This window comes from Hasllibacter sp. MH4015 (assembly GCF_020177575.1).
In the GTDB taxonomy this organism is placed as follows: Bacteria; Pseudomonadota; Alphaproteobacteria; order Rhodobacterales; family Rhodobacteraceae; genus Gymnodinialimonas.
In genome coordinates, this window is the sequence record NZ_JAHTBK010000001.1 from 3,074,582 (window position 1) to 3,094,520 (window position 19,939).

A 19,939-nucleotide genomic window follows, 5' to 3' on the forward strand; every position below is an offset into this window, starting at 1 on the left:
CGGCCTTGTTTCACGGCTACGACCCGATCGGAGCGTCCGCGATGTCCAATACTGAGATCATGAAAACCGCCCCCCATGTGGGTCAGGCTGCGATCCGCCCGGCCGAGATCCCGCCGCGCGGATATTGGCAGGTTGCCAAGCGGTTATTCCACCGCGTGACGGACAATAGAATCGGGCTGATCGCGGCGGGCGTTGCATTCTACGCGCTTCTGGCGCTGTTCCCGGCCATCACGGCCCTCGTAGCCATCGGTGGGGTGGTAATTGATCCTGTGACGATTGCCGCCGAGATCGAGCCTTTGCTTGCCTCCCTCCCCACGTCCGCTGCCGACATCATGCGGGGACAATTGACGGAGCTCGCCACGTCCGACGAAGAGAGCCTGGGGTGGGCCGCGATTTTTGCGCTGTTGCTCGCCCTCTTCTCCGCCAGCCGCGGGACGCTGAACTTGATAGCCGGCCTGAACGTCGCTTACGAGGAATACGAGGAGCGCGGCTTGATCCGTCTCCACCTAACCAGCCTGGTGCTTACGCTGCTTGCCGTGATCGGTGTCATCGTGACATTGCTGATCGCGGGCGCGATCCCGATTGTCGTCGCGACCCTCGCCGGGCCCGGGCCGGGGGCTGACCTTGCCTTGCTTCTGCGCTGGCCGCTTCTGTTCATCGCGGCGGTGCTTGGCTTCAGCGCACTCTACAAATTCGGTCCGTCGCGACGTCCTGCGAAATGGCGCTGGCTTACCCCCGGTGCGACCCTTGCCGTGATCCTGTGGGTGGCGGGCACGATCGGTTTCAGTTGGTACGTCCAGGGCTTCGCTGCCTACAACGAGACGTTCGGCGCATTGGCCGGGGTCATCATCTTGCTGATGTGGTTGTGGCTGACCAGCTTCGCGATCCTGCTCGGCGCAACATTCGATGCAGAGATTGAGGCTCAGACGGCCAAGGACAGCACCATCGGCCCGCAACGCCCGATGGGCGAGCGCGGAGCCGTGAAGGCCGACAGCTGCGATGCAAAGCCCTAGCTTTCGGCCTCGGCGGGGGTGGCGTTCGGATCCTGTGTGCCGTCACTCACGATAAAGAGCGCCCAAACCAGAAGCGGGATGGCGACCAGCCCGCCGATGGGTCCCCAGAGCCACAGCCAGAACACGATCGACAGAAATACGAAGAGCGGGTTCAGCGCCATGCGCTGGCCGACCAGCGACGGGGTCACGAACTGACCCTCTATCATGTTCATGGACACGAACATCGCCATCGGCAAAACCGCGTAGACGCCATCAAACGTTACGGTGCCGACAACCAGCAGGGCCAAGGCCACAACCGCCGGCCCCAGATACAGCAGGAAATTGAGAAGGAATGCGCCAAGGCCCCAAAGGCCCGGCTGTGGCATACCCAGCAGCATCATCACCAGCGCGACCAATATGCCGAAACAGCCATTTATGAAGGCGATGGTCAGGAAATAGCGAGAGACGCGCTTTTCAGCATTGTAGAGTTGCGCCTCATCAAGGCTGTCGATCCGTCGGCCGACACGCTCGTACAGGTCCGCGCGTCCTGCGAGGAAGAAATAGAACGTGCCGATAAAGATCAGAAGCCCGCTGATAAGCGACGGGCCGTAGGACAGGGCGTCCATCACGGTGGGAACAGGCACTTCGGCCTCCGCCGCTTCAACACCTTCATCCTCCGTCAGGGCCTCGGTCACGGTGTCCTGAATATCCTGGACGCCCGATACAACGCCGCGCAGAAGGTCGATCAAGCCCTCAAACTCGGACCAGATGACCGGGCCCTGCGCGATCGCCGCCGATATTGCAGGTTCGGTCAAGATGAAAACGGATGCGGCGCTGCATATGAACAGGATCAGTATTGTGAGCGCCGCGAGGGCCGGATGCAGCCCGAAGCCGGTCAGGCGGTCCATGCCCGGCGCCAGAACGACCCCGAGGACCACGGCGCTTAGCACAGGGGCAAAAAAGCTCTGGGCCTGGTCGAACGCCACCCCGATGGCGATGGCGCAGAGCAGGAAGAGCAAGTGACGATATGAGGGGACGTTAATCCGTGGTTCCATCAAGACTGAACGCGCGCGGCGGGGTTGGGTTCCCTGCCAGGCAAGTGTTTCCCGCTCGATCTGCGTCCTTTTCGTTTGTCAGACAGTTTCCGTCACCTTGTTGAGGTGCCGCGGGGCGTCGGGGTTGATGCCACGTTCGCCCGCCACCTTTTCGATCATGGCGTAGAACGAGACGATGAGAGGAAGGGGATCCGTCAATCCGTGGCCCGTGCGGATATGCGGCAGACTTTCGGCGGTGGCTGCCTTTTCGGACGTCACGAAGGCTCGCGCGCCCTTGGCGGCAAGTTGGTCGGCGACGTCGGCCACCGACCCCTCCGCCGCGTCGGCGCTAGCGAAGCAAAGGATCGGGAAACCTGTGCCAACGATGGAAACCGGGCCATGCAGCACTTCGGCGGAAGAATAGCTCTCGGCGTGGATTTGACAGGTTTCCTTGAATTTCAATGCGGCCTCGTTCGAGATCGCCCACGCTGGTCCGCGCCCGAGGGTGAAGAGAGACTGCGCCGGGCCGATGGCGGACCGCAATTCGGGCCAGTCAAGATCGGCGGCTTTCGCCAATGCACCCGGAAGGTCATTGAGCACGCTGCGCAATGCGTCGTCCTTTTTCCACTCCGCCAGGAGGATCAGGCCAGCGACGGCCGAGGTCACGAATGTCTTCGTCGCCGCCACGCTGCGCTCAATACCCGCACAAATGTCGATGGTGTGCTGGCTGGCACCAGCAAGGGGCGCGGTGGCATCATTGGTGATGGCGATCGTGAAACTGCCGCCATCCGTCGCGGCGCGGCTCATCGCGACGATGTCGGGGCTTTTGCCCGATTGCGACACCGACAGCGTGACGGACCGGGCAAGGTTGAGACGCGCACCATAGATCGAGGCGATGGACGGCCCGACCGACGCAACGGGCAGGCCCAATTCAAGCTCCAAGGCGTATTTGAGGAAGGTGCAGGCGTGGTCAGACGACCCGCGCGCAACCGTCACGGCAAAGAGCGGATTTGCGGCAGCGGCGGCTTCGGCGATCATGGCGATGCTGGGGGCGCCGTTGGTGAGAAGGCGATCAACGGCGTCCGGGATTTCGAGAACCTCTTGGCGCATCTGCGTCTGGTCTGTCATCGGTTGTCCCCCTCCTCCGAAACCACTTCGTCCCCGGAATGCCGGGATCGTCATTGGATTGACCTACCCATAGACCAACGGGCCGCGCGACGGCAGCACAAAGAAACGCGGCCTAGGCGAAGGAGATGTCCACCGAACCGAACGTCCCGAATTCGGCATGAATGTGCGTGGCCGGTGGGCATTCGATGGGCCGGATGAAGCTGCCCGAAAGGATCACTTGGCCCGGTGTGATCCGCTGTCCGTATTGCGCCATGCGGCGCGCGAGCCAGACAACGCTTTCGACCGGATCGTTCAACACCCCGGCACCCAATCCCGTCTCCTCCACCTCACCATTGCGGCTCGTGATCGCGCCGACCCAGCGTAGGTCGGTGGTATCGGCGCCGAAACGCTCCGAACCCAGAACGATACCCGCGTCCGCCGCATTGTCGCTGATGGTATCAAAGACCTTGCGCGTCTCGCCCGTGTCCGGATCGGCGCGAAGAATGCGGGTGTCGAGGATTTCGATGGCCGGGGACACGTAATCGGTGGCGGCGAGGACATCGGCGCGTGTCACGTCCGCGCTGCCGATGGCAGTCTTCATCACGAAGGCGATCTCCGCCTCGACGCGCGGTTGGATGAACCGGCCTTCGGGTACGGTCGCGCCGTTTTCAAACATCATGTCATCGAAGAGGATACCGCTATCGGGAATGTCGATGTTGAGTGCGTGCTGCATCGCTTTGGAGGTCAGGCCGATTTTCCAGCCGATGACCTTGCGCCCGTCGGCGAATTTCGCCCGATAGATCGCATTCTGCACGGCGTAGGCATCGTCCATCCCCATGTCCGGGTGACGTTTCGACAGCAAGCCTATCTGGCGGCCCGTACGCTCAGCCTCCAACAGGTCTTCGGCCGCCCGCGCGTGATCGTCGGGCGTCATATCCGCTCATCCTCAACCGTGTTGCGCAGGGTTCCGATGCCGGTGACTTCCACCTCCACCACATCACCCGGTGCAAGGTATCGCGGCGGATCGAACCGCGCGCCCGCGCCCGTCGGCGTGCCGGTGACGATCACGTCACCGGGGCGGAGCGCCATGAAGGTGGAAATATACTCGATCTGCTGCCGGATCGGGAACATCATTCGGGAAAGCGCGTCGTCCTGCCGAATATCGCCGTTCACGCGCGTGACGATCCGCGCCTCGTCCAGTTGCGTTGCATGGGTGAAGGGAACAAGCCATGGACCCATCGCGCCCGAGCGATCCCAGTTCTTTCCCTGGGTCACGTTGAATTTCGCGTGGCGGACCCAATCGCGTATCGTGCCTTCGTTGCAGATCGTCAGCGCTGCAATGTGGTCGTAGGCATCCTCCGGCCTGATCCGACGCCCCGCCTTGCCGATGACAATCGCAACTTCGCCCTCGTAATCGAGCGTGGCGTTTTCCGGCGGGCGGATCAGCGGACTGTCGTGCCCCGTAAAGCCACTGGCGAAGCGCGGAAACAGCGACATGTGTTTCGGCTGTTCCGATCCGTCTTTGTATTCCGCGTTGCGGTCGGGAAAATTGACGCCCACGCACAGAATGCGCGGCGCATCGGGCAGGACCATGTCATACACGAACCGGTCATGGGTCACGGAACCGCCGCCCGCCATGTCCAGCAACCGGTCGAATTGACCGGCCCGGATCACCTCCGTCAGGGTCTGCCATTGCGGAAGATCGGGGCTCAGCGCGATCATTCCGTCATCGGTGACCGCACCGTAATAGGGTTGTCCGTGGGCGATGTAGCTTGCGATTTTCACTGTAGTTTCCCCCACACTTCGCCGATGACCTGGCGCGCCAACATGACATCGTCATGCGTGCAATCGAATTGCCCGACCTGAAAGCGGATGACCTTGCGCCCGTCGAATGCGCCCTGGGTCAGGTAGATGCGGCCGTCATCGTTGAGCGCGTCGACAAGGCGCTGTTGATCGTCGTCACTTCCCGGGCAGCGGAAGGTGAACAGGCTCAGAATCGGTTCCGACGTGATCTCGAACCCATCTTGGTCAAGGGCCGCACACAATTCCTCTGCCCAAGCGACGTGATTGCGAATGCGGTGGCGCAGACCGTCCAGGCCGTAGGTTCGGATCAGAAACCAGATCTTCAATGCGCGGAACCGGCGACCGAGCGGGATGGTCCATTCGGAATAATTGGTGACCGCCGCGCCGGACGTCTTGAGGTATTCCGGCTCGATCTTGAGGGTATTCAGCTGGGGCTGCGCATCCTTGAGAAATTGAACGGAGCAGTCGAATTGCGCGCCGAGCCACTTGTGCGGGTTGAAGACGATGCTGTCATAGCCCGCGACGCCGTCCCAGAACGCAGCGTGGAATTCGGGGCAGATCATGGCAGCTCCGGCCCACGCTGCGTCGAGGTGGGTGTAGAGGTCATTCGCCCTGGCCACTTGCAGGATCGGGCCCAAATTATCCGATGCGCCAACGCCGGTGCCGCCCGTAATCGCGATTACGCCCGCCGGAACGTGCCCCGCCGCCCTGTCAGTTGCGATAGCGGCCTCCAGCGCATTCACATCCATCGCGTGGCGCGGGCCGGTGGTGGGCAGCTTCACGAGGTTGTCTTGCCCGATGCCCGCCACCCAGCATGCCCTGTCGATGGAGGAATGGACCTGGTCCGAGCAGTAGATGCGCAAATGACCCTTGCCCGAAAGCCCCTCCCTATTGCCGGAATACCCCGTCGCCCGCTCGCGCATCGTCAGGACCGCCGACAAAGTGGCGGAGGAGGCGCTGTCCTGGATCACGCCGGTATAGCCCACGGGAAGATCAAGCGCCTGGCGCAGCCAGTCTATCATCACCCCCTCGACCTCGGTCGCGGCGGGGGAGGTTTGCCACAGCATGCATTGGGCGGCGATTGTGTTCACCAGTTGCTCGGCCAACATGGATGGTGGCGCGGCATTGGCGGCGAAATACGCAAAGAACCGCGGATGTTGCCAGTGGGTCATTCCGGGCATCACGATGGTTTCGAAATCGGCCATCACGGCTTCCATCGCCTCCGGCGCATCGGGGGGCGACAATGGAAGTTGCGCCGCAATTTCCCCCGGCGCGGTCTGCGCCCGCACGGGGCGGTCGCGCAGCGTCGTGTGGTAGTCGGCACCCCAGTCGGCGATACGGCGGCCCCATTCGGCGTACTCATCCCACTTCATTCAGGCGCTCCTACGGGGCGACGATCGGACTTGCCGCGATGTCGCTGTCGCGGGTTTCGACCCCCACGAAGGGAGAGCCGTGCTTGAACCAGCTTTGCGGTGCCGGCGCGCCCCAGAGCGTTTGGCGTTGCGGATCTTGAAGGTCCCATTTGATCGGCTCCAGGTCGGGGTCAACCGTTTGATAATCGGAGCAATATATCTCGATCCGATGGCCATCCGGGTCAAGGATGTAGAGGAAGAAGGCGTTGGAAATCCCGTGCCGTCCGGGTCCCCGCTCGATATTGGAGACGTATCCCGTCGTCGCCATCAGGTCGAGCAGGTCAATGATGTTGAGCGGTGTCGGCACCCAGAACGCAACGTGGTGCAGACGTGGCCCGGTGCCGTTGGTGAAGGCCATATCATGCACGCCCCCTTTCCGGTGCATCCACGCAGCCCACAGGCGGCCACTTTCCGCGTCTTCCGTATACTCCGTGACGCGAAATCCGATGTCGTTGTAAAACGCGACCGACGCGTCGACGTCGTGCGAGAAACAGTTGAAGTGGTCGATCCGCAGCGGCTTCACACCGCGATACAGGGCGTATTTCTGGTGGATGGGCGGCAGGCGATCCATCTTGTGATAGAATTCCAGCGGAATGCCGATGTTATCGGACGTCAGAAGCGTGCGCCCCTGATGGGGACGCTCGACCCATTCAACGGGGCGGCCCATTGCGTTGAAATAGTCGTGCGCCCGGTCCAAATCCGGGTCGTCGAAGGTCTTGAACCCCATGACGTCGACCGTACCCGGCTGATCGGATTTCTGGAGGATGATGCAATGGTGCCCCCGCTCCTCCATTGCGCGCAAATAGATCCGGTCGTCGGATTCGTCCGTGACCTGCAACCCGAGCGTATCGACATAGAACGCCCGTGAGGCCGCAAGGTCGGCCACGTTCAGGCACACATGGGACAGGCGGATCGTGTTGAAGTCGGGGTAGAGGTTGGGGGCCGGAACGGGCATGGTCACGCTCTTTCTATCATTGCGCCTTTGTCATCGCGCCGTAGCATCGCTAGGCCGACGCGCCGAGCTTGGTGATCTTGTGCTGACCGGTCGCGAAGCCGATGTGCTTTTGCTCCATGTAGAACTCAAACGACCAATCGCCCCCGTCCCGCCCGATCCCGCTGGCCTTCACACCTCCGAAAGGGGTCGGCAGATGGCGGACGTTCTCGGAATTGACCCAGATCATCCCGGCCTCAAGCTTGTCGGTGAACCGAAGGGCACGGGTCAAATCGTTGGTCCAGACATAACCCGTCAGGCCATAGGGGATGTCATTGGCGATCTGTAACGCCTCATCCTCCGTCTGGAACGGGATGGATGTCAGGACGGGTCCGAAAATCTCCTCCTGCGCGATGCGCATATGATTGGTGGCGCCGGTGAATAGCGTTGGGTGGACGAAATAGCCTGCGTCCCCAAGCGTCGTGCCGCCCGCGGCGATCGTCGCGCCATCTTGCTTCGCCACGTCGAAGTAGCCCGTGACCTTCGCGAAATGCTCCTCCGAGATCAGGGGGCCGACTTCCGTGGTAGGGTCCAGCGGATGGCCGACTCGGATGGCGTTCACGCGATCAATGAGCCGTTCTTCGAACTCCTCGCGTATCGTTTCTTGCACAAGAAGTCGGGAGGATGAGGTACATCTTTCGCCATTGATGGAGTAGATCATGAAGATCACCGCATCGAGGGCCCGTTCCAGATCGGCATCGTCGAACACGATCACGGGGTTCTTTCCGCCAAGCTCCAGATGATTGCGTTTGAGCGTGTCGGCGCCTTGCTTGGTGATGAGACTTCCGGTGCGGCTTTCGCCGACGAAAGCGATGGCCTTGATCCTGGGATGCTCGCACAGCGCGCGGCCCGCCTCCTCCCCGAACCCGTTGACGGTGTTCAGGACCCCCAGCGGCAGGCCCGCTGCTTCCGCGATTTCCACGAGCAGCCGAGCGGTTACGGGGGACGCTTCGGCGGGTTTGTGAACGACCGTGCAGCCTGCCGCCAATGCCGGCGCGATCTTCCATGTCGATAGCATGAACGGCGTGTTCCAGGGTGTGATGACGCCCACGGGGCCAATCGGTACGCGCGTCGTGATGTTCATCAAAGTCGGCGATTTCAGGTGCTGTCCGTCGCGGGCCTGCACAACCTGTTCGGCGAAGTAGCGGAAGTTTTCCGCACCGCGCAGGGCGGCCTTTGACATGAATTTGTAGGCCTGCCCCGTGTCCCAGCATTCGCATAGGGCGATCTCCTCGGCCCGTGCCTCGATCCCTTCGGCAATCTTGATCAGGATCTTGCGACGTTCGGTTGCGGGCATGTCCCGCCACGGGGCAAACGCGTCGTGGGCGGCATTGGCCGCGGCGTCGATATCCTCCGCCGTGCCCCGCGCAACGTCACAAATGACGCTCTCATCGACGGGAGAGATCGACTGAAACGTGCCGCCGGCTCCCGCCACGTCCTGTCCGGCGATCCGATTGGGAATCCCGTCCTCGCGATATCGCGCAAGATAGCGGTTCAGCTTCGCGATATTGTCGTCCAGCACGCTCATGTGGGCCCCTCCATATGGTTACGGATCGTCCCGGCTTTCGGGGAGAGTGCGGCGTCGATGTCGCGCATCTCGGCGGAAAGCGCGATGGAGTGATCTGCCATGACAGGCGCCACGAACTCCGTCAGGGCCGCAAAGATGCGTGTCACGGCGTCTCGTTTCACATCCGCCGGACGCCCTTCGCGCAGCCGGATCGACAGGTCGATGAATCCATGCTTCGGGTTTCCGTCGGCAATCGCGTAATGGTCAACGCGAACAGCCCGGACGCGGATGCCGGGTGTCGGAAAGGTCTCCACGCTCGCCGCAGCATTACGGATGGTCTCGCACAACGCACCCATGTCCACGACCTCTTCGAGGTTGGCGGAATAGTCGATCTGGAAGTGCGGCACGATATTTCCTTAACATGTTAATTGTTAGCAAGTTAAATAATGGATATAGTATCTGTCAAGAGCGCAGGCACAGGCTTGAGATGACGTCCAGACTCCCCTCCACCGCACGGTCCCTCCCCATCGCCCTGATCCGCGCCCGCGAAGGCGTGATGGCCCCGATCCGCGACATGCTGGCGGAGACGGGGATCACGGAGCAGCAATGGCGCGTGCTGCGGGTGTTGTCGGAATACGGGATCATGGATTCGAAGACCCTTGCGGACCGCGCCAGCCTGCTTTTGCCGAGCCTGACGCGGATCGCCGCCACCCTCCGGGACAAGGGACTTGTGACCCAGACGCGGGACAAGACCGACCGACGGCGGCAATTCATCGAGATCACAGCGGCGGGCCAGACGATCATCGACGATCGCGCCGACCAATCGGCCCGGATCGTCGATGGGTTTCGGACCAGGCTGGGACATGACAATTTTGAAACCCTTCTTGATCTGCTTGCGCGTCTTGACCCTGGCGCGCGGGATTAGCCCGCGACCCGACCGTCCGCGCGCCACGCATCGAAAATCTCCAACGCCTTGTCCGCGAAGGCGGCATCGTTGATGTGACACGCGATGCGGTGGACGGGAATGTGGGGTGGGACGTGCGCCTCCAGCTCCGCAAGAAATGCGTTCAGTCCGGCCGCGTCGTGCAGATCCGCACCGTCCCGGTCCCACTCTCCCAAGCCATGTTCCGGCAAGATCAGCGCGGTTGCGCCCTGCGCGGCGCTCAGCTGCTTTGCATGGGCCCGGGCGACGGCCTTCCGTTCTTCGGTATCGAGAACGATGGAGGTCAGCAGGCGATTATGGGCGTGGCTGGGGTGGTCCGCCCATTTGTCGGGAATGGCCTGCCATCCGACAATGTCGACCAGATCATAGCAACCCGGGGCCACGATTTGCGGCGTCCCGCTGACCCCCGCGCCGGTCAGCCGGTCGGAACCTGCACTGATGTTGGAGCCGTGGATGTGATTGCCCAATTCCTGCGTGCAAAAATCGAACACGCAGGCAAACGCGCCCTCAGCAGCCAGACTCTCGAACGCCCGCCCGCCCATGCCCGTGGCGTGGAAGACCGCGACCTCATAGCCGCGCGCCTCCAGCGCTGGCTTCAGCGGTATCACGTACTTCAATGCCGATGTGCCAAGCGACATCATCCCGATCAGCGGCTTTTCAGGATCAGGCTTCTGCACGGCCCGCGCTGCGCCGAGCACGGCACCCGCAGCCTGGCTGAGCGATGCCGTACAGACGGAGTTGAGACCGTAAAGCCCGCCCGCCCACAGGATCATCTGCGTGTCCGCCGCCAACCGATCCGGGGGGATAAGCGGGGAAAACGACACGGTCGACACGATGTATTTCGGCACGCCGAGCGGCAGCGCGCTTGTCACGTCGAGCGCCAGATCGGTGCCCATCGTCCCGCCGAGAACGATCATCCCGTCGAAGATTCCTTCCGCATGGAGACGCGCCGCCAGAAGGCTCGCGCCCTTGGCCATGATCTGCATCGCGCGGTTTTCGTCACCACTTTCGATGGCCGCCTGAATTGAGCTTCCGCCCGCTTCCGCGACATCATGCTTGGAGTAATCGCATGGGCTGGACGGATCACCCAGAACGGAGACGTCCATTGTCACAACGTGCCCGCCCTCGTCGCGGATGACACGCGACAGAAAGCCGAGTTCATCGTCCTTGGTGTCGTAGGTGCCAATCACCAGAATTGTCTTGTCCGTCACAACTTGATCCACGCGGTCTTGAGGTTGATGTACTTTTCGATGGCGTGCAGGGACTTGTCCGACCCGTTCCCCGATTGACCGACACCGCCAAGGGGAACCGTACCGTCGGCGCCGCCATATGTGTTGACGTGCATAACGCCCGTTCGCACCTCCTGCACCATCCGGTGGGCGCGGGAGAGGCTCCCGGTCCAGACGGCCCCGGCAAGGCCATAGACCGTACCGTTTGCGAGCCTTGTGGCCTCTGCCTCATCGGTGAACGGCGTCACCCCCAGGATCGGCCCAAACACTTCCTTTTGGGACAGGGTCGCGTCCGCGGTGACGCCGGTGATGACCGTCGGGGCCATATACGTGCCGCCCGTCTCAGCCAGTACCCTGTTGCCGCCGGTCACGATTTCGCCGCCTTCCGCCTTCGCGGTCTTCACGAATTGCAGGTTCTGCGAGAGCTGCGCTTCGGAATTGACGGCACCGATATGGGTGTCAGTCAAGAGTGGGTCGCCCACACGCATCGCCTGTGCCGCGCGTACGATGGCAGCCACGAAATCGTCGTGGATCTCCTCTTCCACGAGCAGCCGCGATCCGGCGACGCAGACTTGCCCGGCATTGCGGAATATCCCCGCCGCCGCAACTTTTGCAGCCTCATCCAGATCAGGTGCATCGGCGAAAACGACGTTCGGGGATTTGCCCCCAAGCTCCAGATACACACGCTTGAGGTTGGACCGCGCGGCATATTCGAGCAGCCTTCGCCCCGTCGCCCCCGAACCGGTGAAGACAAGGACATCGACATCCATCGAAAGACCCATCGCTTCGCCCACAACGGCTCCTTCGCCCGTGACGACGTTCAGCACGCCGGGCGGCAGACCGGCCTCGAAAGCCAGTTCGGCCATGCGAAGCAGCGAAAGGGATGCCGTCTCGGCCGGTTTCAGAACGACGGAATTGCCCATTGCAAGGGCCGGACCAAGCTTCCAAGCGCCGATCATCATCGGGAAGTTCCAGGGAATGATGGCGCCGACCACCCCCACCGGTTCCTTGTGGATCAGGCCCAGGATGTCGCTTTGGGTCGGAGCAATTTCTCCGTACACCTTGTCCAACGCCTCGGCGTAATAGCGGATCGTGGCGGCGGCGGAGCCGGGCTCTGCCTTGAAGGCCATGCCGATCTCCGTCCCGTTGTCCCGCACGCCCTGCACGGCCAGATCGAGCGCGTTTGCCTCGATCAGGTCAGCCCATTTGTGCAGGATCTTCTTGCGCGCAGAAGGCGCTTGGCCGGACCAACGCCGATCCTCGAACGCCGTGCGCGCCGTTGAAATCGCGGCATCCATATCCGCAGCGGTGCCGCGGGCCATCGTAGTGAGAACCCGCCCGTCGATGGGTGAAGTGATATCCATCGTGGCGCCGTCGCTGGCGTCCACCCAGTCGCCCCCGATCAGGTGCTTTTGTGGCGCGATGGGACGGGCGCGCAGGGCGTCGATCTGTGCTTGATCCATCCGGTTCTACCTTTGCTGACTGTCGTGGAGGTTGTGGTCTTCCTCTGGTTGCCGGGCGCGGAATTCCTTGACCAGGGTGCGCACATGAAGAGAGAGGACGATCACGATCATCGCGAAGATGACCATGGCGACCGGACGGTCGATCATGTCGAGCGGTGTATTCAGCCGCGGCAGAGCGGAGCGGAGCTTCACCTCCATGATCCCACCCAGAACCATGCCCAGGATGATCGGGACAATCGGCAAGTTGAGCCGTTTTAGGATCAGTCCAAGCACTCCGAAACCTGCGGCGATCATGCAATCGGTCAGCGAATTGCGCAGGGAATAAACGCCGACAAAGGATAATAGCAGGATCATCACGCCCAAAAACCGGGTCGGCACGCGGATGATCTTCGTCATCAGGTTGGTCGACAGAAGCAGGAAGATCAGCACCAGCACGTTCAGAATAATGAGCGCGAAGTAGAGTGCGTAGACCAGGTCGATCTGGTTCTGGAAAAGGGCGGGGCCGGGGATCACGTTATGCACGTAGAAGACCGACAGCATCATCGCGGTAAGTGCCTCACCGGGTATGCCGAGGGCCAGAAGTGGGATCATCGCAGCGGCGGGCACGGCGTTGTTTGCCGCCTCCGACGCGATCAACCCTTCGGGGGAACCCTTGCCGAATGCCTCCGGCGTCTTCGATGTTTTCTGCGCATAGGTGTAGGACATGAACTGGGCCGTGAATTCGCCGGTGCCGGGGATCATCCCGAGTATGACGCCGAAGCCCGACGCGACCGTGGCAATCCGCTTGTGGCCCAGAAGCTCCCGAAAGCCGGCGGTAAGGCGGCCGGTGACGGGTTTTGCATCGGGGCTCTCGTCCGGCGCGGTCAAAAGGAAGAACGCCTGGCTCAGCGCGAAGAGCCCTAGCACCGCCACGATCAGGTTCACGCCGGAGCTGAGGAAACTGAGATCGAACGTGTAGCGCGACGTGTAGGTGACGGCGTCCAGACCCACGGTCTGAAGGAAAATGCCGAACATGGCCAAAAACCCCGCGGCAAAGATCTGGCCGCGATGGGCAAGGATCACGAGGATGATGCCCAGAAGCGCCGCAAGGAAGATCTCCCGACTGCCGAACATTGGCGCTATCCACGCAAGGACCGGCGACAGCAGGATCAAGCACAGGATGCCGAATATCCCACCCCAGAACGATGCGCTGTAGGCGAGAGAGACGGCGCGGTGCGCCTCACCATTTTGGGTCATCGGGTAGCCGTCGTAGGAGGTCAGCGCATTGACCGCCGTGCCGGGCGTGTTGATCAGAACCGCCGGAATTGCACCGCCATACATCGAAGAGCCATAGATCCCCAGCAGCACGGTCAAACCGACAATCGGGTCGAATGCGAATGTCGCGGGCAGCAAAATCGCGATGGCGACCGCAGGGCCAACACCCGGAATCGCACCGATGATGACGCCGCCGACCGATCCCACTAACAGCGCCAGCAGCACGTCCCATCGGGCCAGCATGGCGGCCCCGGCCAGCAGGTTTTCCATTGCAGCTCCGATTCAGAAATAGGTCAGCATGATCTGCCGTATGCCGTCCGGCAGCGATTGGTACCATTGGCCCGCGGGCAGGCGTACCTGAAGGAACGTCCGAAAGAGAAGTACGATGACCAAGGCCGCTGCGACCGCCGCGAGAAGGATGCGGCCGCTGCGGTACCCCACGCGCACCGTCAGCGCGATGGCGAACAGGATCGTCGAAGGCAGGTATCCCGCGATCGGCACGACAAGCGCGTAGACGACAAACCACCCCGCATATTCCAACGATGCAATCCACAGAAGAACCTCGCGCCAGCGGCCCTCCAACCGCTCCGAAAGGGCAGAGCCGAGCAGGTGGAACAATGCGAAGCCGACCATTCCGATCAAGGACACGGCGGGCCAGAATCTCGGCTGCGCGAACAGCGGTGTGCCGCTGCGATAAGTCGTCTGGGACCAGATCTGAGACAGCAGGAAAATCGCGAAGATCAGGACGATCCACGCGAAGACGATGTCACCGGGGCGTCGATAACGCTTGAACAGCGCCTGCAGGGTCTTGACGCGTGACATCGAAAAGCTCCGGTCAAGGGAAGAGGGGCCGGGCGGCGTCTGGCCGCCCGGCACAAACACTTATTCGGCAAGCATCTCTTCGATCCGGCCCATCGTCTCGATGTCGGACTGGATTTGCTCCATCACCTCGGCAGCGGGTTGCCAATAGACAAGGGCACCGGTTTCAGCCGCCAGCGCCTGCGCACGGTCAGACATCACGGTTTCCTGTGCCACGGCAATGATCGCGTCCTGGATGTCCTGCGGCGTATCGCGGTGGACAAACAGCCCGTTCCACAGCGCGACATCAAGATCCGGCGCAAGTTCGGCAACCGTGGGGGCGTCCGGGGTCAGACCGATCCGCTCGGACCCGATGGACGCGAGGACCGTCACGTCGTCGAGGCAGGGAAGGATAAGTTGCAGCGTCGTGTTGATCACGTCCACATCGCCCGAGGCCAGCGTGTTGCAATCCAGCGCATCGAAGGCGGCGTCCGCGGCATAGGAAAAGCCCATTTGGTTTGCGAGGCCCAGGGTCACCTGCGTCGGCACCAGTGGCGCACCGAAATGGCCAAGGACAACGTCATTGTCAGCCGCATGGGCCGCAAGCTCTTCCATGGTCTGGTAGGGAGCGTCACCCGACGTGGCGATCACGAAAGGGTAGGTCAGGAAGTTTCCAAGCGGGACGAACGGGTCCGGGTTCAATTCCGGTATTCCGATCTGCGGCCCGACCACGGGGATCGCGATGATGAACGAGCCGATCACGGACCCGTCGGGCGGCGCATTGGCCACTTCGATCGCGCCGGGAAACGGGCCACCGCCGCCGCCGGGGCGGTTCACAACCGCTGCCGGAACGCCGTAAGCCTCCTGAAAGTCTTCCGCGATCATGCGCGTCAGGATGTCCTCCAGATCACCCGGCGGCCAAGGCACGACGAACTCCACCGGGCCTTCGGGATATTCCGCCAGCGCCGCGCCCGCCATCGCCGAAAGCGCGACGGCACTGGCCGCAAGCGTCCTCATTACCGTTATCATAATCTTCTCCCTATGTCGGTTCATATATTGAACCATTGGTTCATAAAAAGGTTGTCTTGTTAATCAAGACCTGTCAAACCTTTTTTGAATTTCTGCAATCCGAGGGCGCGATGTCATCCGCTGCAAAAACGCTCGACCTGCTGTCCCATTTTTCGGAAACACGTCCGGAGATCGGCTTGTCGCAGCTTTGCCGACTGGCGGGGCGTGACAAGGCCACGACCTATCGCCACGTCCAAGCCCTTGAAGCCGCTGGATTTGTCGAGCAGAACCCGGCAAGTCGCGCCTATCGCTTGGGGCCCGCGCTTTTGCAATTGGCCCAGCTGCGTGAACGCACGGTTCCCCGCAAGGCGGGTGTGGAACAGCCCCTGAAAGATCTGGCCGCCGTCAGCGGTGAGACGGTGCATGCGACGATCCTGTCGGGCACGGTCCTCTACGCATTGGCGCAGGTCGAATCGGTTCGCCACAGCGCCCGTGTACTGATCGACGTGCAGACCTTCCCGTTCCACGCGACCGCATCGGGGATCTGTGCGCTTGCTTTCGGGCCGCCCGATCTGATGGATCACGCCGTGCGCAACCTGACACGCTTCACGTCCGAGACAGTGATCGACGCCGATGCCTTGGCGCTTGAGGCCGCTGCGGCGCAAAAGCTCGGATTTGCTCATTCATCCGGCGGGTATGAGCGCGACGTCCATTCCGTCGCCGCGCCGGTGTTCGATCAGACCGCGCAATTCGCCGGAACCGTCACGGTCGCAGGCGTTGCGGCCCGCATGACCGAGCCGTTGATCGACGCGATACACGCGCAATTGGCAGAGGCCAGCCGCGAGATTTCCCGCAATTGGGGCGGCCGCGTACCGCCCGAGATCGAAGCCGCCTGGACCGACACGTTGGCCGGAACACAGGCATTGGAGCCCGCACAATGAAAGATTCGAATTTCCTGAAGGAAAACAACGCCCGCTTCCTGTGGCATCCCATGACCTCTCCCCAGGACAGTCACGATACGCCGCCCAGGATCATAACCGGATCCGAAGGCGTGCGGATCACGGATATCGACGGACACAGCGTCGTGGATGCGGTGGGCGGGCTGTGGAACGTGAACCTGGGTTATTCGTGCCAACCGGTGAAGGACGCCATCGCGCGGCAATTGGATACCCTTCCCTATTATTCGACCTTCCGTGGCTCCAGCAACGATGCCGCGATCGAGTTGTCCTACGAGCTTGGCGAATTTTTCGCGCCCGATGGGATGAGCCGTGCATTCTTCACGTCTGGCGGGTCCGACTCGGTGGAAACCGCGCTGCGCCTCGCACGGCAGTACCACAAACTGAGGGGGGAGCCGGGTCGCGTGAAGTTCCTGAGTCTCAAGAAGGGATATCACGGCACCCATATGGGCGGCGCGTCGGTCAACGGGAACGCGAATTTCCGAACCGCCTATGAACCGCTCTTGCCCGGATGCCATCACATCCCTGCGCCCTATCCCTATCGCAACCCTTTCGATGAAACCGACCCGGCAAAGCTCGCGCCACTATGTGCCGCCGCACTTGAGGACGAGATCGGGTTTCAGGGCGCCGGCACCATCGCTGCATTCATCATGGAACCAATCCTGGGCGCGGGTGGCGTGATCGTTCCCCACGGGAGCTTCATGCCGATGGTGCGCGACATCTGCGATCGCCATGGCATCTTATTGATAAATGACGAGGTGATTACCGCTTACGGTCGAACCGGTGCATGGTCGGGCGCACGGCTTTGGGGCATCCAGCCCGACATGATGTGCACGGCGAAGGCCATCACAAACGGATATTTCCCGTTCGGCGCGGTCATGCTCGGCGCGAAGATGGTGGAGGCATTCGAGAACAACGCCAGTGCCAAGATCGGACACGGCTATACCTATTCGGGCCACCCGGTCGGCGCGGCGGCGGCGCTCGCCTGCCTGGAAGAAACCAAGCGCTTGAACGTGATCGAGAATGCCGCGGCGCGCGGGACACAGATGTACGAGGGGTGCCTTGCCCTGAAGGAAAAGTACGACGTGATCGGCGATGTGCGCGGCGGTCGTGGCCTGATGACCGGGATCGAAATGGTCAGCGACCGCACCACCAAGGCCCCGACAGGGCCGGAGATCGGGACGGTCGTACAGGACAAGGCCTATGAAGCGGGCGCGATGATCCGCGTCTCTGGACCGAACATCTTGATGTCGCCGCCGCTGATCCTGACCGATGCGGATGTCGATACGATCCTGTCCGCGCTCGACGCCGGTTTCGCAGCGTTATGAGTGGAGATTTCGTGGCCCTTCTGGGCACCAAGGGCGGTCCTGCGATCCGGCCCGGATCGTCCATGCCCACCTCTGCGCTCTATTGCCTGAACGGGGTGCGTTTCGTGGTGGATTGCGGGCTGGGTGTCACGCGCGGCCTGGTCGATCGGGGCATGGAATTGAAGGATCTCTCGCTGATCTTCATCAGCCACCTCCACTCCGATCATTATCTAGAGTTGGGGCCGCTTCTGCACACCGCGTGGACCGCAGGTTTGAAAACGAAGGTGGAGATATTCGGCCCGGACGGGCTGGACAGCTACTGGGACGGATTTCTTGCTTCCATGAAGGCGGATATCGACCTGCGGATCGAGGATGAGGGGCGACCGGACCTCCGCGATCTGGTTGCCATTCGCGTGATTGATGCGGGCCCCGTGATGGCGCGTGACGGGATCGAGGTCACGGCGTTGCGGACGCAGCATCCGCCCCTGGTCGACACCTTTGCGTTTTCGTTCAAGACGGCGCGAACCCATGTCGTTTTTTCCGGTGATACTGCCCCGCTTTTGGCGCTTGAGGAATTCGCGCGCGGCGCCGACCTGTTGATCCACGAGGCAATGCTCGAAGCCGCACTCCCGGCCCTGATGGCGCGCATCGGGAATGGATCGGACAAGCTTATGGCCCATTGGCTGCGCTCACACACATTCGCCCATGACGCCGCCGCGACCGCGACGCGCGCGGGCGTCAAGCGGTTGGCACTGTCTCACCTGATACCGTCCGACGATCCGACCTTCGGCGAACGGGACTGGAAGGTCGCGGTGGCCCAACACTGGGACGGCGACCTAATCGTCGGGACAGATGGGATCAGGATTGAGTTGTGACGGCGCGCGAAAGCGGAATTAGGAGATCCGATATATACCCCCCGCCATCCTGGCACCGGCAGAATGGCGGAGGGGTCGGCGAAAAGGTGCAGGGGTCCGGCCCTTGTGCATGTCCAGGAGGGGTCCGGCCAAGGCACGCGGCGCGCGGGCACCTTTTCCGCCGCTAGAGGACCCCCAACGGGGACCCCGGTGGATGACGTCGCGATTGCGCGCATTGGCCGTGATGGGTCAGACTATCTTGCGCGAAAGCCGTCCGGTCATCACCGTACCACCGGCTTTTCAGAATACTGCCAACACCCAGGACGGTCTGGTTGCGAAAACAGATCAGGATGACGGTATCGAAGGCATCCAGAACCAGGCCGGGCGACAAGAGCGCACTCTGTCGCCCGTTCACCGCGATATTCGGGGGCAGACGCAGGAAATCCGTAGCTTTCGCGGTGGGCATGACGACGGCCATCGGCCATCCTGTCGGATCGCCGTGGAAGAGCGCGAAGCCCGGCTCCGGCATGCCGCGACCCTCTGCGTCGGAAAAGCTGAAATCGTCTCCGGCCACGAATTGAATCTGGCCGTTATGATCCTCGGTCAGGGTGAAGTGGCCTTCCACCACATACGGTCCGCGACCGTCCAGCGACCCTCGTCCCAAAAGCATGTTGTGTCCTCTGTCCTCTTTAATTGTGGATTTCATCATGGCGCCCCCCGCACCGGCACCAGAGACGCGCCGTGCTTGAGCAGCCGGTGAATGCCTTGCGCGCCGCCGACGAGAACCAGCGAGGTGAGCGCCGCATCGACGAACCGGAACCACGTTGCCGGTTGCGCACCGCCGATATCGCCCGCAAGTCCCGTCAGGACCATTTCGCCGAGAAAGATGCCGTTCACGACGATCAGGCTGGCAATGGTCAGGCAGATCAGGAACGAGACGAGGTTCCGCCGGGATTGAGCTTGGGGGCCTTCCGACTTTGCCGGGATCAACCCGATATCCGTCAACGCGCCCAGCATCCCTTCGCAAGCCCGTTCGATGATGAACGATACGAGAAGGAGGAGGACGACAATGTTGAACGCGCGCATCAACAGCAATCCATCCTCGCCGACCAACAGCGGCGCGAAACGGGCGCTTGCTGTCACGGCGGCGATGAAGATCAGTCCCAGCACGGACAATCCGATAAAAGTCAGGAGCGGGCGGTGGATTTGCATGGAACCTCGGGACATTGGTGCTGTGCTTCGTTGGAAAGGGATGCCCCCTTCGCAAGGAAGGGGGCATCA

Annotated in this window: 20 protein-coding genes; 5 read left to right on the top strand and 15 right to left on the bottom strand. The window is 62.1% G+C overall.

All coding sequences use genetic code 11. The features are described 5' to 3' along the window. The first annotated feature begins 41 nt into the window (after window positions 1-41). A complete protein-coding gene (locus KUW62_RS15730) occupies window positions 42-1,013 on the top strand; it encodes a YihY/virulence factor BrkB family protein (protein ID WP_224816408.1) in 972 nt (323 codons plus the stop codon). On the opposite strand, the gene KUW62_RS15735 is transcribed toward KUW62_RS15730, so the two are convergent. The 8 genes from KUW62_RS15735 to KUW62_RS15770 all read right to left on the bottom strand — a co-directional run bounded on the left by KUW62_RS15735 (window position 1,010) and on the right by KUW62_RS15770 (window position 9,253). Continuing rightward, window positions 1,010-2,011, bottom strand: a complete 1,002-nt coding sequence (locus tag KUW62_RS15735; RefSeq protein ID WP_224816409.1) for an AI-2E family transporter — start codon at window positions 2,009-2,011, stop codon at window positions 1,010-1,012. The genes KUW62_RS15730 and KUW62_RS15735 overlap by 4 nt on opposite strands. A 114-nt stretch (window positions 2,012-2,125) precedes the next feature. Continuing rightward, on the bottom strand, window positions 2,126-3,154 hold the full coding sequence (locus tag KUW62_RS15740) for an SIS domain-containing protein (RefSeq protein ID WP_224816410.1): 1,029 nt from the start codon (window positions 3,152-3,154) through the stop codon (window positions 2,126-2,128). 112 nt (window positions 3,155-3,266) lie between these two features. Further along, entirely contained in the window at window positions 3,267-4,067 is an 801-nt protein-coding gene (gene hpaH, locus KUW62_RS15745; protein WP_224816411.1) for a 2-oxo-hept-4-ene-1,7-dioate hydratase, read from the bottom strand. Further along, window positions 4,064-4,918: a fumarylacetoacetate hydrolase family protein gene (locus KUW62_RS15750; protein WP_224816412.1), complete on the bottom strand. Its 855-nt coding sequence runs from the start codon at window positions 4,916-4,918 to the stop codon at window positions 4,064-4,066. The genes hpaH and KUW62_RS15750 overlap by 4 nt, the downstream gene beginning before the upstream one ends. After that, window positions 4,915-6,309 carry a pyridoxal-dependent decarboxylase gene (locus KUW62_RS15755; RefSeq protein WP_224816413.1) on the bottom strand — a complete coding sequence of 465 codons (1,395 nt, stop codon included), beginning with the start codon at window positions 6,307-6,309 and terminating at the stop codon, window positions 4,915-4,917. Before KUW62_RS15755 ends, KUW62_RS15750 begins: the two co-directional genes overlap by 4 nt. Window positions 6,310-6,319: 10 nt before the next feature. Beyond that, a complete protein-coding gene (hpaD, locus tag KUW62_RS15760; protein WP_224816414.1) occupies window positions 6,320-7,303 on the bottom strand; it encodes a 3,4-dihydroxyphenylacetate 2,3-dioxygenase in 984 nt (327 codons plus the stop codon). 49 nt (window positions 7,304-7,352) lie between these two features. Continuing rightward, window positions 7,353-8,867, bottom strand: coding sequence for a 5-carboxymethyl-2-hydroxymuconate semialdehyde dehydrogenase (gene hpaE / locus KUW62_RS15765; RefSeq protein ID WP_224816415.1), 1,515 nt, complete (start codon window positions 8,865-8,867; stop codon window positions 7,353-7,355). Next, window positions 8,864-9,253, bottom strand: coding sequence for a 5-carboxymethyl-2-hydroxymuconate Delta-isomerase (locus KUW62_RS15770; RefSeq protein ID WP_224816416.1), 390 nt, complete (start codon window positions 9,251-9,253; stop codon window positions 8,864-8,866). The genes hpaE and KUW62_RS15770 overlap by 4 nt, the downstream gene beginning before the upstream one ends. An 80-nt stretch (window positions 9,254-9,333) precedes the next feature. Between KUW62_RS15770 and hpaR the strand changes: the two genes are divergently transcribed. Continuing rightward, a complete protein-coding gene (gene hpaR, locus KUW62_RS15775) occupies window positions 9,334-9,771 on the top strand; it encodes a homoprotocatechuate degradation operon regulator HpaR (RefSeq protein WP_224816417.1) in 438 nt (145 codons plus the stop codon). On the opposite strand, the gene KUW62_RS15780 is transcribed toward hpaR, so the two are convergent. Genes KUW62_RS15780 through KUW62_RS15800 form a run of 5 tightly spaced genes read right to left on the bottom strand, consistent with a single transcriptional unit; the run spans window position 9,768 to window position 15,550 of the window. Next, a complete protein-coding gene (locus KUW62_RS15780) occupies window positions 9,768-11,000 on the bottom strand; it encodes a Tm-1-like ATP-binding domain-containing protein (RefSeq protein WP_224816418.1) in 1,233 nt (410 codons plus the stop codon). The genes hpaR and KUW62_RS15780 overlap by 4 nt on opposite strands. Further along, window positions 10,997-12,481, bottom strand: coding sequence for an aldehyde dehydrogenase (locus tag KUW62_RS15785; protein ID WP_224816419.1), 1,485 nt, complete (start codon window positions 12,479-12,481; stop codon window positions 10,997-10,999). The genes KUW62_RS15780 and KUW62_RS15785 overlap by 4 nt, the downstream gene beginning before the upstream one ends. Window positions 12,482-12,487: 6 nt before the next feature. Next, window positions 12,488-14,005, bottom strand: a complete 1,518-nt coding sequence (locus KUW62_RS15790; RefSeq protein WP_224816420.1) for a tripartite tricarboxylate transporter permease — start codon at window positions 14,003-14,005, stop codon at window positions 12,488-12,490. A 12-nt stretch (window positions 14,006-14,017) separates the two neighbouring features. Beyond that, the gene (locus KUW62_RS15795) at window positions 14,018-14,557 is read right to left on the bottom strand and encodes a tripartite tricarboxylate transporter TctB family protein (protein ID WP_224816421.1); all 540 of its coding nucleotides are present in this window, start codon (window positions 14,555-14,557) and stop codon (window positions 14,018-14,020) included. A 60-nt stretch (window positions 14,558-14,617) separates the two neighbouring features. After that, window positions 14,618-15,550, bottom strand: a complete 933-nt coding sequence (locus KUW62_RS15800; RefSeq protein WP_224816422.1) for a tripartite tricarboxylate transporter substrate-binding protein — start codon at window positions 15,548-15,550, stop codon at window positions 14,618-14,620. Between the two features lie 122 nt (window positions 15,551-15,672). Here KUW62_RS15800 and KUW62_RS15805 point away from each other — a divergent pair, with 122 nt between their 5' ends. Genes KUW62_RS15805 through KUW62_RS15815 form a run of 3 tightly spaced genes read left to right on the top strand, consistent with a single transcriptional unit; the run spans window position 15,673 to window position 18,679 of the window. Then, the gene (locus KUW62_RS15805; RefSeq protein WP_224816423.1) at window positions 15,673-16,482 is read left to right on the top strand and encodes an IclR family transcriptional regulator; all 810 of its coding nucleotides are present in this window, start codon (window positions 15,673-15,675) and stop codon (window positions 16,480-16,482) included. Further along, window positions 16,479-17,825 (top strand): aspartate aminotransferase family protein, encoded by a 1,347-nt coding sequence (locus KUW62_RS15810; protein ID WP_224816424.1) that lies wholly within the window; start codon window positions 16,479-16,481, stop codon window positions 17,823-17,825. Before KUW62_RS15805 ends, KUW62_RS15810 begins: the two co-directional genes overlap by 4 nt. After that, on the top strand, window positions 17,822-18,679 hold the full coding sequence (locus KUW62_RS15815) for an MBL fold metallo-hydrolase (protein WP_224816425.1): 858 nt from the start codon (window positions 17,822-17,824) through the stop codon (window positions 18,677-18,679). Before KUW62_RS15810 ends, KUW62_RS15815 begins: the two co-directional genes overlap by 4 nt. A 163-nt stretch (window positions 18,680-18,842) precedes the next feature. Here KUW62_RS15815 and KUW62_RS15820 read toward each other — a convergent pair whose 3' ends face one another. Beyond that, entirely contained in the window at window positions 18,843-19,328 is a 486-nt protein-coding gene (locus KUW62_RS15820; RefSeq protein ID WP_224816426.1) for a hypothetical protein, read from the bottom strand. 35 nt (window positions 19,329-19,363) lie between these two features. Then, window positions 19,364-19,870, bottom strand: a complete 507-nt coding sequence (locus KUW62_RS15825; RefSeq protein WP_224816427.1) for a hypothetical protein — start codon at window positions 19,868-19,870, stop codon at window positions 19,364-19,366. Between the last annotated feature and the right edge of the window lie 69 nt (window positions 19,871-19,939).

What these genes read in the sequence shown, in the direction of transcription:
- KUW62_RS15820 (WP_224816426.1), bottom strand. Translation starts at nt 19,328, where the DNA reads ATGCTTTTGGGACGAGGGTCGCTGGACGGTCGCGGACCGTATGTGGTG.
- KUW62_RS15730 (WP_224816408.1), top strand. Translation starts at nt 42, where the DNA reads ATGTCCAATACTGAGATCATGAAAACCGCCCCCCATGTGGGTCAGGCT.
- KUW62_RS15790 (WP_224816420.1), bottom strand. Translation starts at nt 14,005, where the DNA reads ATGGAAAACCTGCTGGCCGGGGCCGCCATGCTGGCCCGATGGGACGTG.
- hpaD (WP_224816414.1), bottom strand. Translation starts at nt 7,303, where the DNA reads ATGCCCGTTCCGGCCCCCAACCTCTACCCCGACTTCAACACGATCCGC.
- KUW62_RS15800 (WP_224816422.1), bottom strand. Translation starts at nt 15,550, where the DNA reads ATGAGGACGCTTGCGGCCAGTGCCGTCGCGCTTTCGGCGATGGCGGGC.
- KUW62_RS15815 (WP_224816425.1), top strand. Translation starts at nt 17,822, where the DNA reads ATGAGTGGAGATTTCGTGGCCCTTCTGGGCACCAAGGGCGGTCCTGCG.
- KUW62_RS15755 (WP_224816413.1), bottom strand. Translation starts at nt 6,309, where the DNA reads ATGAAGTGGGATGAGTACGCCGAATGGGGCCGCCGTATCGCCGACTGG.
- KUW62_RS15805 (WP_224816423.1), top strand. Translation starts at nt 15,673, where the DNA reads ATGTCATCCGCTGCAAAAACGCTCGACCTGCTGTCCCATTTTTCGGAA.
- KUW62_RS15810 (WP_224816424.1), top strand. Translation starts at nt 16,479, where the DNA reads ATGAAAGATTCGAATTTCCTGAAGGAAAACAACGCCCGCTTCCTGTGG.
- hpaH (WP_224816411.1), bottom strand. Translation starts at nt 4,067, where the DNA reads ATGACGCCCGACGATCACGCGCGGGCGGCCGAAGACCTGTTGGAGGCT.
- KUW62_RS15740 (WP_224816410.1), bottom strand. Translation starts at nt 3,154, where the DNA reads ATGACAGACCAGACGCAGATGCGCCAAGAGGTTCTCGAAATCCCGGAC.
- KUW62_RS15795 (WP_224816421.1), bottom strand. Translation starts at nt 14,557, where the DNA reads ATGTCACGCGTCAAGACCCTGCAGGCGCTGTTCAAGCGTTATCGACGC.
- KUW62_RS15785 (WP_224816419.1), bottom strand. Translation starts at nt 12,481, where the DNA reads ATGGATCAAGCACAGATCGACGCCCTGCGCGCCCGTCCCATCGCGCCA.
- KUW62_RS15825 (WP_224816427.1), bottom strand. Translation starts at nt 19,870, where the DNA reads ATGCAAATCCACCGCCCGCTCCTGACTTTTATCGGATTGTCCGTGCTG.
- hpaE (WP_224816415.1), bottom strand. Translation starts at nt 8,867, where the DNA reads ATGAGCGTGCTGGACGACAATATCGCGAAGCTGAACCGCTATCTTGCG.
- hpaR (WP_224816417.1), top strand. Translation starts at nt 9,334, where the DNA reads ATGACGTCCAGACTCCCCTCCACCGCACGGTCCCTCCCCATCGCCCTG.